11 protein-coding genes and 1 pseudogene are annotated in these 15,683 nt (G+C 57.6%); 4 read left to right on the top strand and 8 right to left on the bottom strand.

Features of this window, described 5'->3' with window-relative positions:
• Positions 1-143: 143 nt before the first annotated feature.
• Positions 144-1,235 carry a butyrate kinase gene (gene buk, locus ACOYW1_RS20160; protein ID WP_482419463.1) on the top strand — a complete coding sequence of 364 codons (1,092 nt, stop codon included), beginning with the start codon at positions 144-146 and terminating at the stop codon, positions 1,233-1,235.
• Between the two features lie 287 nt (positions 1,236-1,522).
• Positions 1,523-3,019: a phosphate acyltransferase gene (locus ACOYW1_RS20155; RefSeq protein ID WP_482419462.1), complete on the top strand. Its 1,497-nt coding sequence runs from the start codon at positions 1,523-1,525 to the stop codon at positions 3,017-3,019.
• 866 nt (positions 3,020-3,885) lie between these two features.
• Here the strand turns inward: ACOYW1_RS20155 and ACOYW1_RS20150 are convergent.
• The 8 genes from ACOYW1_RS20150 to ACOYW1_RS20115 all read right to left on the bottom strand — a co-directional run bounded on the left by ACOYW1_RS20150 (position 3,886) and on the right by ACOYW1_RS20115 (position 13,804).
• A complete protein-coding gene (locus tag ACOYW1_RS20150) occupies positions 3,886-5,475 on the bottom strand; it encodes an N-acyl-D-amino-acid deacylase family protein (protein WP_482419461.1) in 1,590 nt (529 codons plus the stop codon).
• Positions 5,476-5,977: 502 nt separating this feature from the next.
• Complete coding sequence (locus ACOYW1_RS20145; protein WP_482419460.1) at positions 5,978-7,408, bottom strand: sodium:solute symporter family protein; 1,431 nt, start codon at positions 7,406-7,408, stop codon at positions 5,978-5,980.
• Positions 7,401-8,618, bottom strand: coding sequence for a YgeY family selenium metabolism-linked hydrolase (locus ACOYW1_RS20140; protein WP_482419459.1), 1,218 nt, complete (start codon positions 8,616-8,618; stop codon positions 7,401-7,403). Before ACOYW1_RS20140 ends, ACOYW1_RS20145 begins: the two co-directional genes overlap by 8 nt.
• Positions 8,612-9,631, bottom strand: a complete 1,020-nt coding sequence (dpaL, locus tag ACOYW1_RS20135) for a diaminopropionate ammonia-lyase (RefSeq protein WP_482419458.1) — start codon at positions 9,629-9,631, stop codon at positions 8,612-8,614. Before dpaL ends, ACOYW1_RS20140 begins: the two co-directional genes overlap by 7 nt.
• Entirely contained in the window at positions 9,612-9,839 is a 228-nt protein-coding gene (locus tag ACOYW1_RS20130) for a hypothetical protein (RefSeq protein WP_482419457.1), read from the bottom strand. The genes dpaL and ACOYW1_RS20130 overlap by 20 nt, the downstream gene beginning before the upstream one ends.
• Positions 9,840-9,848: 9 nt before the next feature.
• Positions 9,849-10,226: a RidA family protein gene (locus ACOYW1_RS20125; protein ID WP_482419456.1), complete on the bottom strand. Its 378-nt coding sequence runs from the start codon at positions 10,224-10,226 to the stop codon at positions 9,849-9,851.
• 719 nt (positions 10,227-10,945) lie between these two features.
• The gene (gene hydA / locus ACOYW1_RS20120; RefSeq protein ID WP_482419455.1) at positions 10,946-12,379 is read right to left on the bottom strand and encodes a dihydropyrimidinase; all 1,434 of its coding nucleotides are present in this window, start codon (positions 12,377-12,379) and stop codon (positions 10,946-10,948) included.
• Positions 12,380-12,406: 27 nt separating this feature from the next.
• Positions 12,407-13,804, bottom strand: a complete 1,398-nt coding sequence (locus ACOYW1_RS20115) for a cytosine permease (RefSeq protein WP_482419454.1) — start codon at positions 13,802-13,804, stop codon at positions 12,407-12,409.
• Between the two features lie 625 nt (positions 13,805-14,429).
• Between ACOYW1_RS20115 and ACOYW1_RS20110 the strand changes: the two genes are divergently transcribed.
• Both ACOYW1_RS20110 and ACOYW1_RS20105 read left to right on the top strand, forming a co-directional pair.
• Positions 14,430-14,816, top strand: a complete 387-nt coding sequence (locus tag ACOYW1_RS20110; RefSeq protein ID WP_482419453.1) for a GAF domain-containing protein — start codon at positions 14,430-14,432, stop codon at positions 14,814-14,816.
• Positions 14,750-15,668, top strand: a pseudogene (locus ACOYW1_RS20105) (sigma 54-interacting transcriptional regulator); the annotation flags it as partial. The gene ACOYW1_RS20110 and the pseudogene ACOYW1_RS20105, both read left to right, overlap by 67 nt.
• Positions 15,669-15,683: the final 15 nt, after the last annotated feature.

Here is a 15,683-nt window from a genome sequence, read left to right as displayed (position 1 = left end):
TGGGGTGATGGTTTTATCTCCTGCTTGACAAAAAGATAAACCTTACGTTAACGTAAAGTCCAAAAATCACCGGTGGGACAACACGAAGCTCCTTGCCTGCCGGACTGTCACCGTTCATGTTCTGATGCTTTACCGGAGGGCGTATGAAGATACTGGCCATTGACCCCGGTTCCACATCGACAAAAATCGGGGTGTTTACCCACGGTGAGATGATCCAGGAGGGCATGGATCACGACCGGGACCTGATCGATTCATTTTCAGAGATCCACGAGCAGGAAGAGATGCGGTTTGCCTGCATCACCAGGGCCCTTGAAACTCGCGGTTTCGGTACGGTGCGGTTTGACGCCGTGGTGGGGCGCGGTGGATTGATACGGCCCGTCACAGGTGGTGTCTACCGGGTGTGCGACAGTCTTCTTGCCGACTTAAGGGAAGGTGTCAGCGGCAGCCACGCTTCGAACCTAGGCGGGATCCTGGCCCGTCGGTTCGCCGCCTCCTCCGGGTGCGAGGCCTTTATCGTGGATCCCGTGGTGGTGGACGAACTCGACGACGTGGCCCGGCTCTCCGGCCTTGAAGGCATCGAGCGCAAAAGCATTTTCCACGCCCTCAACCAGAAGGCCGTGGCCCGCCGCGTGGCCCAAGAGAGGGGCGGCTCCTATCATGAGGCCCATCTGATCGTGGCCCACATGGGGGGCGGCGTCACCGTGGGGGCCCACAAAAAGGGGCGTGTGGTGGACGTCAACAACGGCCTGGACGGCGACGGGCCTTACGCTGCGGAGCGCTCCGGCTCCCTTCCGGTGGACGGCATGGCAGAGGCCCTGCGCACGGGCCGATTCACCCCGGACTCCCTGGTGCGTACCGTGAGCCGAAGTGGGGGGATCTTTTCCTATCTCGGCATTGTGGACCTGCGTGAGGTGGAGCGCCGCATGGACGCGGGCGATTCCAAAGCGGTCCTTATCTGGCGCGGCATGGTCTACCAGATTGCCAAAGAGATTGGGGGGCTTGCCGCGGCCATGGACGGAGAGGTGGACGCCATCGTCCTCACCGGGGGGATGGCCCATAGCCGACGTCTCACCGAGGCCATTTCGGAAAAAACGGGGTTCATCGCCGACGTGGTGGTGGTGCCCGGTGAGTTTGAGCTGGAAGCCCTTGCCGACGGGGCCCTGAGGGTGCTGAAGGGGGAAGAGGAGGTCAAACGGTATGAAACAGGGGAACAGCGAATGGTGAATAGTGAGTAGTGAATGGTGAATGGTGAGTGGTGGGGGTATTGAACTGTGGTGGTGTTTTCGGGCTCGGTCGGGTACACAGGTTTAAAAAAAGCGTTTGCTCAATTCTACCTATTCAGCTTGCCTCCGGCGGGGCGCTTTGTTGAAAAAAAGCGCCGCAAAAATGTCGACATTGTTTCGGCGGAGCCTGATAAAACTTGCTTCAGGCCTGTTTGTCAAACTTTTTTAGACGTTTGGCCCCCGGCAGGGCCGCCGGAGGCAAAGATGAACGGAATAGCTACAAAATCAGGAAGGACGATATGGATATTGGGAAGCACCTGAGGCGGTACATGGAGCGGGAAGGGGTCTCCGAGGCGGAGGTCATGGAGACTTTGGGGGTGGACTCAGGCCGGTTCGACGAGCTGGAGAGCGGTGAGCTGGCCCTGGGGGTTTCGGATCTGCTCAAGCTGGCTACCCTGTTGAAGACCGACCTTCCGGCCCTTTTGCACGGCAAGGAGTACCGTGAGCGAAAGGCGATTAAGACCTCGGTGGCCGATCGGGTGGTGGTGCGGAACGAAAGGGCACTGGACTACGAGAGCCTGGCGCCTTCCTATGTGGGGCGAAGCATGGAGCCTTTTCTGGTGACCATCTACCGCAGGGACGACGCCGAGGTGGAGGTGAGCCGCCACGACGGTGAGGAGTTTCTCTTTATCACCGAAGGCACCTTGAAGATCGTTGTGGACGGTGAGGCACAGATTCTGGAAGAGGGGGACAGCTTCTATTTTGACTCCAGCCTGCCCCACTCTGTGAACGCCGTAACGGACAAGGTGGTGCTGGTCTCCTCCATCTACAAAGGCGAGTCCATGGTCCACCGCACGCGGGGGCGGCGCATGAAGGCCATCATCGAGGCTGCCAAGCTCTTGACCCGCCGCAACATCGTGGTGATCTCTCCGGACAAGACAGCCATCTCCGCCATCAATATTGCCATTGAAGAGGAGATCATCGACAAGGCCTACCTCGTGGGCAAAAAGGCCTGGATCGACGAGCGGTGCGACGGAGAACTCCGTTTTCCCTCCGCCTACGAGTACGTGGAGGTTGCAGCCGAGGGCGACGACTTTGAACCGGCGGCAGCCCGGGCCGGTGTGGCCATTATCCGCAAGGGCTTCGGTCACATGATCATGAAAGGGAAGGTCAACACCAACGCCTTTTTAAAAGCCATCCTGAATAGAAACGAGGGCATTGGCACTGGCCGGAGGCTGTCTCTGGTGGGGATTTTCGAAGTGCCCGGCGTGGACCGGCTTCTCATGCTCACCGATCCGGGTATCAACCCCGAGCTCTTTGTGGGGGACGACGTGGCCAGCGGTGTGGATATTGTCCGCAACGCCATCGACGTGGCTCGTTCCCTGGGCGTGGCACGCCCCAAGGTGGCCCTTCTGGACGCCAACGAGGTGCCCACGGACAGCATCCCCACCACCGTGTTCGAGCGGAACCTTTCGGAGATGGTGTGGGAAGACGCCGACGTGGCAGGCCCTCTCTCCTACGATCTCGCCCTTTACGATACCTTTGTGAAAGCCAAGGGCATCACCGGTGATCCCGTGGCAGGCAAGGCCGACATCCTCGTGGTGCCCTACATCGCCACCGGCAACATCCTCTACAAAAGCTGGGCCATGACCATGGGCGCCGAAGTGGCCAACGTGGTCCTGGGCGCCTCAGCCCCCATCATCCTCACCTCCCGTTCGGATTCGGACATCGTTAAGTTTCTCACCATCTGTGCTTCTGCCTTGTATTCACGCTGGCTGGAGGAGAAAAGCTCGTAATGCAGCGCATCCACGGGGGCCCCGAAGCGTGTCGCGAATCGTAGGGTGCGGCCCCCGCACCGCCTGGCGTAACGCGGGCCACCGGCTTTTGCTTTTCATGGTCTCTCCCATCACCGCAATGGATACCGGTTTTCGAGACGCTCTGCGGTTCGCACGGCGCACCCGACGGGCCCCCGAAGCGTGTCGCGAATCGTAGGGTGCGGCCCCCGCACCGCCTGGCGCAACGCGGGCCACCGGCTTTTGCTTTTCATGATCTCTCCCATTACCGCAATGGATGCCGGTTTTCGAGACGCTCTGCGGTTCGCACGGCGCACCCGACGGGCCCCCGAAGCGTGTCGCGAATCGTAGGGTGCGGCCCCCGCACCGCCTGGCGTAACGCGGGCCACCGGCTTTTGCTTTTCATGGTCTCTCCCATCACCGCAATGGATGCCGGTTTTCGAGACGCTCTGCGGTTCGCACGGCGCACCCGACGGGCCCCCGAAGCGTGTCGCGAATTGTAGGGTGCGGCCCCCGCACCGCCTGGCGCAACGCGGGCCACCGGCTTTTGCTTTTCATGGTCTCTCCCATCACCGCAAGGGATACCGGTTTTCGAGACGCTCTGCGGTTCGCACGGCGCACCCGACGGGCCCCGAAGCGTGTCGCGAATCGTAGGGTGCGGCCCCCGCACCTTGCGATGGGTGACGGAGGCCGAATGATATCATCTTCATTTAATAGCGGTGGGTGCTTCCAGGAAGAAAGACAAAAGCCGCCGCACGTTGACGTGGTCTACGATCAACGCGCGGCGGCTTTCGTTTTTTGAGGCAGCAATGCCTCGCAATGGCAAGATGAAATCGAGGTGACCGGACGGCCCCTCATGGCGATCCTTTTTACATGCGGATTACGCGTCCAGGTGCCTTGCCTGTGGTTTTGCCCTCTGATACCACGGGCGTGCCGTTGACCAGCACGTGGGAGATGCCGTCGGGGTGCTGGCAGGGGTCGGTGTAGGTGCCTTTGTCACAGACGGTCTCGGGGTTGAACACGGTGACGTCGGCATGGTAGCCGGGTTTGAGCAGGCCCCGTTTGTCGATGCCGAAGACCTCGGCGGTGCGGCCCGTCATCTTGCGGACGGCGTCGGTTAAGGAGAGGGCTTTTTTGTCACGGGCGTAGCGGCCCAGAACGCGGGCAAAGGAGCCGTAGACCCTGGGGTGGGGTTTTCCGCCCAGGAGGCCGTCGGTGCAGACGTTCATCTCCGGACGCCTCATGAAGCCTTCCACGTGCTCTTCCAGCCCGTAGAAATCCACCATTCCCACGGCGTTCTCTTCGGCCAGCAGGAGGTCAAAGGTGGCCTCGTAGGGGTCTTTGCCCCGCAGCTTGCCCAGCTCGGTGAGGCTTTTGCCGATGGCGTCCTTGTTGAGGTCGGTTTTGACGTCGGTGACGAAGATTCCGTCCAGGCCTGCAAAGTCCACGAAGTTGTCCCATCCCGGGATGCCCGCCTCAATATCTTTCACCATTTTCTTGCGGAGGTCTGCATCGCGCAGACGCGAAAGGAGCTTGTCCGTGCCGCCGTCGTGGACCCACGGGGGCAGGATGACGCCCAGCATGGTGCTGCCCGCCACATAGGGGTACTGGTCAAAGGAGACCCGGATGCCCTCTGATTTGCATTTCTCCAGGAGTTCGAGCACTTTTTCGTACTTGTCGGCGTTGTTTTTGCCGCACACCTTGAAGTGGGAGAAGTGGATTTTTGCGCCGGATTCGCGGCCCATGGTGATGACCTCTTCCATGGACTCCAGGATGGTGTCGGCTTCGCTTCGCTGGTGGATGACCAGGGGACGGTCGAACTCTGCGCAGACCTTGCAGAGGGCCACCATTTCACGGGTGTCGCTGTAGGCGCAGGGCATGTAGATGAGGCCGGTGGAAAGGCCCATGCCGCCGGCGTCCAGTTCCCGCCTCAGGATGTCCTGCATGCGGGCCAGGTCGTCGTCGGTGCCGATCTTGTTGTCCAGGCCGATGCCCTCCATGCGCACGTTACCGTGGGGAATGAGGTAGCCTTCGTTGGGGGCGGAGCCGTTGGCCTCCAGGAGTTTCAGGTAGCCGTCGGTGGTTTTGAACGTCCAGTCCAGGTCTTCCACGTCGCCGTCGAGACCGGCCAGGTTCTTGCGCCAGGGGCTGATGAACTCTTCGGGGAGGGGGGCGGCGGAGATGCCGTCCTGGCCGAGGATCTCCGTGGTGATGCCCTGGCGGGTTTTTGCTTCTACCAGGCGGTCTTCAAAGAGGAGAAGGTCGGAGTGGCTGTGGGAGTCGATGAAGCCCGGGCAGACCACCTGGCCTGCGGCATCGATCTCTTCGTCAAAGGTGCCTGCCGGTGCAGGTCCTTCTGCTACGGCCGTAATGCGGTCGTCTTCAATAATCAGGTTGCCGGAAAAGGCTTCGGCGCCGCTTCCGTCGATAATGGTTCCGTTTTTGATAAGACGTTTCAATGCAGGTCTCCCTTGAATACGTATCGTGTGTGAAGCAGGGTTCAGCTTGCCGGAGGGTTTTTGCGCAATACCCGATACCCGGCCGCGCTGAGGCCTCGGTGCCTAAACCCGGATATTTCACGAGTCGAGTGCATCCATATTCAAGGCATCAGAGCTGCAGATGTAGTGGTTTACCTCAAGGCTCTGATAACGCAGAAGATGGGTGCACTCGGCTCGCCCAAAGGGTGAGAAAATCGAGCAAAAAATCATGAATAACATTTTGTATTTTTGAAATGCCTGATTTTTTCACAATAACCGATTGTAATGATTTTTCATTGTTGCAATCGGGCCGTTTTCTAATGAAATGTCCGGGTTAAGGGCACCGAGGCTCTATTGTATTGATTCGGTGTGGTTTTCCCGGCCGGAAAGGGCATCGTTGCTCTTTTTCAGACCGGGTAAGGCATCGGCCGTGTCCGCATCATCCCGCCATCCGGGATGACGCGAACCGGCGTAGCCGCTGGCCTTATGCTGCGTCGTCCTTGGCCATGGCCTCGTGTTCATCGGTGATGGCCAGGGGGGCGGAGGGTTTGCCCATGGCGATCTCGATCTTGGCGATGACAAAGAAGGTCGCGGTGCTCACAAAGGACCCGAAGATGATGGACATGATGCCGAAGGGCTCGCCCATCTGCTTCCAGACAATGGCGGCCACCGAGCCCAGGATGATGGACCAGAGGCCGGCGTTCACCGTGGCTTTTTCATAGACCAGGCCGAAGACGAAGGCCGCAAAGGGACCTGCCGCCCGCATGGTGAAGGCCAGGATGAGCAGGGAGATGATGGGGTAGTCGTTTAAGGCGATGACAATGGCGCTTGCCCCCACCACCACGATGGCTCCCTTGCTCCAGGTCATGAGGTCTTTATCAGCTGCTTTGGGGTTGAGGTACGCCTGATAGACGTCCTTGGTGAACAGGGTGGAGACGGCCAGCATGTTGCCGGAGGCGCTGGACATGGTGGCTGCCACAACCGATGCCAGCACAAGCCCTGCGATGATGGTGGGGGCAAAGTGCTGGGCGGCCGTGGGCAGGGCGCTGTTGGCCGAGATGTCGGGGAAGTGGGCCAGGGCCACCAGGCCGATGACAGCCGGGATAAAGCCGTAGCAGGCCATGAGCAGGGAGCAGATGAAAGAGCCTGCCTTGGCCACCTTGGCGTTTTTCGCCGCAAAGTAGCGTTGAACCGCTTCCTGGCCGGTGGAGAAGGTCATGAAGTACATGAGGATCAAACCGGCGATGGTTTTCCAGCCCACCTTGGTGAGGCCCAGCTGTCCCGGAGGCAGGTTTTCCACCAGGTAGTTCCAGCCCCCGGCGTTTTTCAGGATAATGGGCATGGCAATGGCCATCCCCACGGTAATGAAAAAGATGTGGACGATGTCGGTGTAGGCCACGGAAACCAGCCCGCCCATGAGGGTGTATGCTGTAACCACGCACCCGACGATGACCACCACGGTCTTGAGGTCGGCTCCGGTGACCACGTGGATGACCGAGGAGGTGGCAACCACCTGGGCGGCGGTGGCAAAAAAGAGCGCCGAGATGGAGAGGATGGTGGTGATCATGTGGGACGGCTTGCCGTAGCGGCGCCCGATGATCTCAGGGACGGTGGTGGCCATGGACTTTCGCAGGAAAGGGGCCACAAAGGAGACCAGGAAGATCCCGATACCCGCGCAGACCACGTACCAGCCTGCGGAAAGGCCCCATTCGCCGTAAGCCTTGGAGGCCACGCCCAGGGTGGAGCCACCGCCGATTTCGGCGGCGGCCAGGGTTCCGGCCACCATCAGGGGACCGAGTTGCCGACCGGCCAGCATGAAGTCGCTGGATTCCTTGATTTTGCGTTTGGCAACCCAGAGCCCGATACCGACCATGCCTGCCATGTATGCGATGATGATGTAAAACGTGCTAGTCATGATACTCCCCCTTTTTGGAATCAGTCGTTGAGCAGGCTTTCGATAATGGCGGCATACCCGACCACGGCTTTTTCAAGCTGGTCGGTGGTGATGTACTCGTCGTCGGTGTGAGCCAGGGTCTCAAGGGAAGGTCCAAACCCCAGGGTCTTGATCCCTGCTTCCCCTGCGTAGTGGCTCCCGTTGGTGCAGAAGGCGTAGTGGGAGATATCTGACTGGGGTTTTTCCCCACGGTTTTCAGCCCGGCCAGGGCCTTTTGTACGAAGGGCTCTTTTTCTTCATAGAGCCATGCCGGGAAGAATCGTTCTGCGGAGATGGTTTCGTCGGTGTAGCAGGCAGCCTGGTCGGTGGCCAGGCCCGCAGTGGCGGAGAACTCAGGATCGGCGGCGGCGCAGGCAGCCACGGCGTCGTGGATGGGGGCCAGCACGCTTTCGATGGTTTCGCCCACCAGGAGGCGGCGGTCGTAGGTCACCCGGCAGGAGGAGGGCACCACCGAGGCACCGGGGTAGGGGGCGGACTTGATGTCCGTGAGCACGTTGGTGCCCTTGCCGAGCACGGGGTGCTCAGGCGGGGTGATGGCTTCCACTTTTTCCAGGAGGGCCATCATCTTGTGCACGGCGTTGATGCCCTCTTCAGGGGATGCGGAGTGGGCGGGCTTGCCCTGGGTCTCCAGCACGATTTCCGCGCGGCCCCTCTGGGCGATTTTGAGGTTGAGCTGGGAGGCTTCGCCGATGATGACGTAGTCGGGGGCGACCCGCTTTGTGATCTCTCGGGAGGCCACGCCTTCAAAGCACTCTTCGTGCACCGCGCCCACCACATGGATCTCGCCGTCGAAATCCCTGCCGGTCTTTTCAGCGACTTTTAATGCGGCGCAGGCCATGGCGGCCACCGCGCCCTTCATGTCCGAGGAGCCTCGGCCGTAGATTTTCCCGTCGATGAGTTCGGCGCCGAAGGGTTCCTTGGTCCAGCGTTCAGGGTCCACGGGGACCGTGTCGATGTGGCCGTCCAGGAGTACCTTTTTACCGGGGCGCTTGCCGCGGATGGTGCCGGTGACGCTGCCGTAGCGGTCCACGAACACCTCGTCAAAGCCGCTGGCTTCCATGAACGCTTTCAGGACACCGGCAACCCCTGCCTCTTCGCCCGAAACGCTGGGCTGTTTGATCATGTCCCTGCAAAGTCCGATAACCTGTTCCTTGTGTGTCTCACTCAGCATGCTTCTTCCTCCTTTTCGGTGTGGTCACCGAACCAGGTGATGTTGCGATAGATGTCGGGGTCCGTGTCGCCTTCGGTGCTTATCAGGAGCACGCGCGAATCGGAATCAATTTTTAATTGTTCCCTGATATGGGACAGTTCCGGTCGTGTCATGATGAGGTGGAGCAGTCCTGCGGTGACAGCCCCGGATTCTCCGGAGATCACCTGGGGATCGCCAGACACGGGTGCGCCCAGGATGCGCATGCCGTTGGCCGCCACCCAGTCCGGGCAGGAGATGTAGCCGTCGGCGTAGTCCCGAAGGATGTCCCAACCGATGATGTTGGGCTCCCCGCAGGCCAGACCGGCCATGAGGGTGTCCATGTCGCCGGTGGTGAACCGGGGTTTACCGTCCCCTGCTTCGGCGGATTTGTAGATGCAGTTGGCCTTGTGGGGCTCCACGATGGTGGTGATGGGGCGCTCGTCGCCAAAGGCCGTGGCCAGGAAACCCTGGACCCCGCCGGCATAGGAGCCGACCCCTGCCTGCAGGAAGACGTGGGTGGGGGCGCTCTCTTTGATGGCGGCCAGCTGCTCCAGGGCCTCATGGGCCATGGTCATGTAGCCCTGCATGATCCAGGAGGGGATGTCCTCGTAGCCTTCCCAGGCCGTGTCCTGCACCATGACCCAGCCCTTTTCTTTGGACTGTTTCCAGGCCAGGCGAACGGCATCGTCGTAGTTCATGTCCGTGATGGAGGCTTCGGCCCCTTCGGCCTGGATATTGGCAAGGCGGGTCAGGGAAGAACCCTTGGGCATGTAGATGACCGCTTTCTGGCCCATCTGGCGCGCTGCCCAGGCCACACCGCGGCCGTGGTTGCCGTCGGTGGCCGAGACAAAGGTGATCTCTCCCACTTTTTTGCGGGTCTCCTCGGAGCGCAGGGTCTCGGCGGTGAGCTCCGAGATGTCGATGCCGAGTCGCTCGGCAATGACGCTGGCGATGGCAAAGCCGCAACCCAGGACTTTAAAGGCATTGAGGCCCATGCGCTTGGATTCGTCTTTGACGTAGACGCCAGCCAGCCCAGTATGCCAGCCCCTTCAGCGATGCCAAGGGGGTTGGGGCGTATTCGTCAAAGCTTTTGAAATAACGGCGAACCACGTCGGCGCGCTCGGGCGAAAGGAAGGCCGTGTCGGCCTTGTCTCCTTTGGTGCGTGCGGAAGGGTTTGCGATAAAATCGATGGATGTGGTCATGAATGGTCCTTAAATGTCGGCAGTTACTTCTATCTCAACTTCGGCTCCCATGGGGAGGGCGGCCACCTGCACGCAGCAGCGGGCAGGGTAGTCTCCGTCGAAGAATGTGGCGTAGATCTCGTTCATGGCGGAAAAGTCAGCCAGGTCGGTCATGAACACCCCGACTCGGCAGACGCGGGAAAAATCGGTGCCCGCGGTTTCCAGGATGGCCTTGATGTTGGAAAGGCTCTGGCGCGTCTGGTCCTTGATGCCCTGTGCCAGTTCGCCCGTTTCGGGGTTCACCGGAAGCTGGCCGGAGACATAGAGGGTGTCTCCCTTGATGACGGCCTGGGAATAGGGGCCGATTGCCTTGGGGGCGTTGGGTGAGCAGACGATCTTTTTCTTCATGCGATCCTCCTGTGTGGCTTGGGGTTGATTCGTGGAATCTGTTCTGTAACGGGAATCTTCCATAAGCAACACGCGGGCCAAAAATGAGAATTAGTTTATAAGTTGTAGGAAATAAATTACTTTATTTGGTCGAGGGAGTGGCGTGTCATCCGTTGAAGGGATAAAAACCATTATTATTTTGATAATGATTATCAAAGTGATAATCCCCCGTTTGAGTGTGTGTTCAGAGGGGTGATGTGACGTTGAATGAATATTTTCGGTGATTGTAGGGGGTTGATGGGGTGCTTGGAATGTGAGGTGGTGTGTGTTTGTATCAAAATGATAATTTATGGTGAGGGGTGGGTGCTTTTTTTATGGGTGTTCATGGCCCGGATATGCCATGGGAGAAGGATCAGGTGAAACCAATGCGGTGCCATTTATTGCTTTTCGTCCGATTTTTTCAGCCTGCCGTTCTGATGTTTTGGGCAGGGGGACTCGGCTGGTGACGTATTGGAGAGGTTGTGGGGCTGAGGCGAGCAAGGGGATGTAAGGAGCGGCATCCGTCAAGGTGACAAGATGCCGTTCCTTGAGGTTGGACGATGAATGAAAAGGCGGATCGGAGTATTCTGTGATGCGATATGAAGGCCAGCCCTCTCACCTTAAGAGGTTTACCGAGCCTGGTGGCTTGATCGTATCATTTTGGGGACGTCCCATGCGCCGAATAGTCGAATGGGAACACATCACCGGTGGAAAGCATAGGAGGAGAGAACATCCTTATCGATTTGACGATGAATAAAGCGTCCACGCCCTTTTTCTCCTTTGAAGACACCCCCTTCCATCACCACGTTTCCGGAAGCGATGGTCATGTCCACGGCCCCTTTTACCTTCATCCCTTCGTGAAGAGAGTACTCAATATTGTTGTGAAGGCTTTTCGGGGAGATGGTCCACTCCTTTTCAAGGTCCACCAGGATCATGTCTGCGTCGCTTCCCGGTGCGATGATCCCTTTTTGGGGGAAGCAGCCTGAAAGTCGGGCCACGTTTGTGCTGGTAACGGCAACCAGCCGGTTAAGGCTGATGCGCCCTTTGGACACCCCTTCGGAGAGGAGGATGGGCAGGCGGATTTCAAGGCCGGAGAGGCCGTTGACCACCTTGGTGAAGTCAGGAATGATGGTCCCTTTTTCATCTCGTTCAAGGAACATCTCCTTTTCTTTACGAGAGTAGGTGCAGTCATCTGAGCCCGTCACGCAGATGCTTCCGTCCGAAAGGCCGGCCCAGAGCTCTTCGGCCTCTTTTTCTGTGCGCAAAGGCGGGGAACAGATGGCCAGGTGCCCCCGGTTCTGGTCGTTGTAGAGATCCTGAAACAACGTCAGGTAGTGAGGGCAGGTTTCGACGTAAACGGGGTGTCCTTCGGCCTGGGCCCTCCGGGCGATATCCACTGACGGACCGTTTGTGGTGTGGACCAGGAGCAGGGCGTTGCCACAATATTTACTGAAGAGCACCGCCCTGCTTACCGCCTCGGTCTCGCAAAGCACGGGCTTGGCCCGGGCAAAGTCGGGCCACCCAAGGGTGCCGGCCTCTCGAAAACACTCAATGTTTGTCTCGGCAATGGCGTTTGACTCAGCATGAATCAGGGGTAGCCCTCCATGCTCTCTGGCCAGTTTGAAGATTTTCAAGAGGGTTTCGTCATCGGACATGACGCCCTCTTTTCGGTATGTCATAAACATTTTAAACGATGGGCATCCCATGCCGATGATTTCAGGGATTTCCTTTAAGATGTTGTCCGGCGCTTCCACGAACTTGCAGTGAACCCCGTAGTCCACCGCTGATTTGGACATCTCCTCCTTGCGCTTTTCAAGTTGTGTCTTCACCGAGTCACCGGGAAAGGTGTTGGTGAAATCCATGATGGTTGTCACCCCGCCGAAGGTGGCTGAAACGCTTTGGGTGAAAAAGTCGTTGGCACCGATGCACCCCTGGAACGGTGCTTCCACATGCATGTGGGCATCAATGGCTCCCGGGAGAATGTATTTCCCCGTGGCATCGATGACGTTGGCTGCTTTTACGGTGTCGTCAAAAAGTCCCAGTTCAACGATTTTCCCGTTTTTGACCGCAACATCGGCGCGTATGGTGTTGTCGGTGGAGACCACGTGGCCGCCGCAAATCAATAGATCAAACATCTGCTTTACTCCTTAGCTTTGCGTAAATTATGCCACTTTTTCAGGTGTGGATTCTTCAGCGTTCAGAAAAACTTCTTCCCCGATGTTCTGCTCATACCTGGGGAGAACCATTGCCTTCATGAGGCCCACGTACCCGAAAAGTCCAATGACAAAGGTTACGAAAAAGGCATAGTCAGGAGTAAAATAGCCCACCACGAAAGCTCCGACGGTTGTGATGATGGCCGCGGGGTTAAACCCGTTTGCGTAGGTATACATGCCATCTGTCTTGTAGAGTTCTGCCACGTTGAGGGTCATTTTGCGAATGAGATAGTAATCCGCAATCATGATGCCGCAGATGGGGCCGAGAAGGCTTGATGAAAAGACTTGAAACTGCACCAGGTAGTCGCAAAATTTCCATGGCATGATCACCAGCCCGATGATCCCGCTGATAACGGTGGCGCTGGCGTAGGTCAGCCGGGGAAATGAGTTGAGAAGAATATAGGTGGGGGGCATCAGGTTGGCCGCTGTGTTGGTTGACCACTGGGCAAAGGTGATGGTGATAAAGCAGATAAAAAGGATCATGGGCTTGTCCGGCCCAAAGGTTTTGGCCACAACGTCAATGGGGTTCCACTCCCCCAGGAGAATGCTTGAGGTAAGTCCCACCAGGAGAATCAGGGTTCCGGCCAGGACCAATCCAAGAAACTGACCCGCAAAGGGAATGGTGTTGCGTGCTACAAACCCCCGGTCATTCTGAGGTTTGATTTTGAGCTGACGGGTGAGATCGGGGCTGTTTAGGGCCATGGTAATCCAGCCACCTGCAATGCCCATGATGGCAAAGGTCATGGAGTATGTGTTCTCTGCCGGTGCATAAAGAATATCGGCGATGAAGGATGCATCGTTGGATTTTAACAGCCAGAGAAAGATGGCGATAAAGACAATGGCCAGCATGGGGATGGCCACCAGGTCGAACTTGGCCATGGCTTTGAGGCCGTAGACGGCGTTAACCACTTGTAGCGCCCCGAACAGGACAATCCATAGGGTAAGGTTCGAAAATCCGGTGAGCATGCTCACCACGGAGTCTAAAGCCAGGGCGCCTACCCAGGTTTGAAACCCGAACCAGAAAAAACAGGGAATGGTTCGGATCAGTCCTGGAATCCAGGAGCCTTTGTAGCCATAGCAGGCACGCATGTATACGGCAAAGGTGATGCCGTATTTGATGCCCATGTCTCCGTTCAATACCAGAAGCAGGGTGACCATCATGTAGGCTGCAAAAATAGCCCAAAGGACCGAAACCGGGGCCAGCTGGGGGTAGAGTTGCGCCCCGATGGCAAAACCTGCGATGTTCACAGTCATTCCGGCCCAAAGGAGGGTAAAGTCGATAAAACTCAGTGTTCTTCCGGACAGCGTTGTCGGAAGAAGGTCTTTGTTGCAAAGATCACTCGCCATTTCATACCTCATTGTCATCCATGGTGGCTTTGTAAGCATTTTTTGCTTCTAAAACCGTTGCGTTAAAACCCTGCCAAAGGGTGTTTCTTGAATTCTGTTTTTTGCATACCTCCTGTGACGTTAGGCCGGATATTTCATGGGGAAATGGCCAGGCCAAGCCAATAAATCGTGAAATATCCGGGTTAGGGATTGCTGGGCGTACATGTGTTGTCATGGGATCTATTCGATACAATCGATGCAACTCGCGGGCCATAACTGAAAATTAATGACTAAGCTCGTGGAAATGAATTCTTTTCTTCTTTCTGAATGCCTTGCATTGTTAGTTATAAAGTAACACGGTGTTATCGTTTTGATAAAAATTATCAGGGTGAGAATTCTGTGGAAGATCGCGACGTTTACGTGAAGTGGATGGTTGCTATCTCGATAACTCTTCTGATTTTCATCGATTGGTGCTATGTCTCTGGATTGGGAATCGGGGGCATTGGGCTTATCAAAATGATAATATCGGGGTGGGGCGGAGACGACTTCCTTTACATGCGGAGTCGGGTGATGCGGTGGGGCGTGTTTAAAAATCAGTAAAAACGGGCGCAATTACCCCAAGTACTAAGAATGAGGTAAAATCATCATGCTTTACGCGATTGAAGAGTCCATCAGAAAATTTGCCCATGTCATCGCTGTGGTGGTGGGCATTGATGTGGAGGTGGTGGGGGCGGACTTAAAGCGCATCGCCGGTACGGGACGGTATGCGGAAGGGGACGGGAAAAGCATCGAAGACGAAGGGGAGGTCTACCGCCATGCCCTGAAGACCGGGCAGCCGGTGTGCATCGACAACCCCAAAAACGATCCCATCTGTTTCAACTGCAAGAACAGGGACGGGTGCGAGGAGAAGCTGACCCTTTGTTCTCCGATTTTGCGTGATGGGGAAGCCTTAGGGGTTATGCAGATATGTTACGGAGCAGGACAAGCAGACCATCCTGGAAAACAGAAACGATGCAGTCTACTCTCTCCATGATGGCGGACCTTATTGCGGCCAAGGCCGAGGATTACAGCCACATTGCGGAGACCACGCAGACACTGGATGTCTTGCGGCAGGTGATGGATGTGCATGCCGAGGGCATGTTTGTCTTCGGGGCCGACGGCAGCGTCACCTACGCCAACGCCCATGCAAGAAAGGAGCTGGGCATCGAGGGACCCGGCGATACCGTGTCGGTCCAGCTGATTCCCACGGGCAACACCGTGGGCGACGCAGAGGAGTACGAGCTGCACTTCGGTGAGCATCACCTGGTGATCATGGGGCAGATGGTGGATTTGCAAAAGGATGATCCCAGGTTTTCCAGGGTCATGCTCTTTGAAACCCAGACCGATTTTACACGAAAGATGTCTACCCTTACGTCGTCTGCCTCCGGTGAGGGCCTTGATGCCATCCTTGGCATGTCTCCTGCCATCCGGCAGCTCAAAGAGCAGGTGATGGCCATCACCACTTCGTCTTCCACGGTGCTCATCAGCGGCAAGAGCGGTACGGGCAAAGAGATGTTCGCCCGGGCCATCCACCATGAGAGCGACCGGCGGGAGCAACCCTTTGTAGCCATCAACTGCGGGGCCATTCCCGACACCCTCCTTGAGAGCGAGCTCTTCGGCTACACCTCCGGGGCCTTTACCGGTGCAAGCCCCGGGGGCCGCATCGGGAAATTTGAGCTGGCCCATAAAGGGGTGCTCTTTCTGGACGATCAGCTCCATGCCCCTTTATCTGCAGGTCAAGCTCCTCCGGGTGCTCCAGGAACGCAAGGTGGAGCGCCTGGGGGCCAACAAGCCCATTGACGTGGATATTCGCGTCATTGCCGCAACCAACGACGACCTGCCTGAACTCATCGCAAAAAAC

This window comes from Desulfoluna sp. CYM3A, assembly GCF_056829965.1.
Note: the sequence above shows the minus strand (reverse complement) of the source record. Positions and strands in the feature narration are given on the sequence as shown.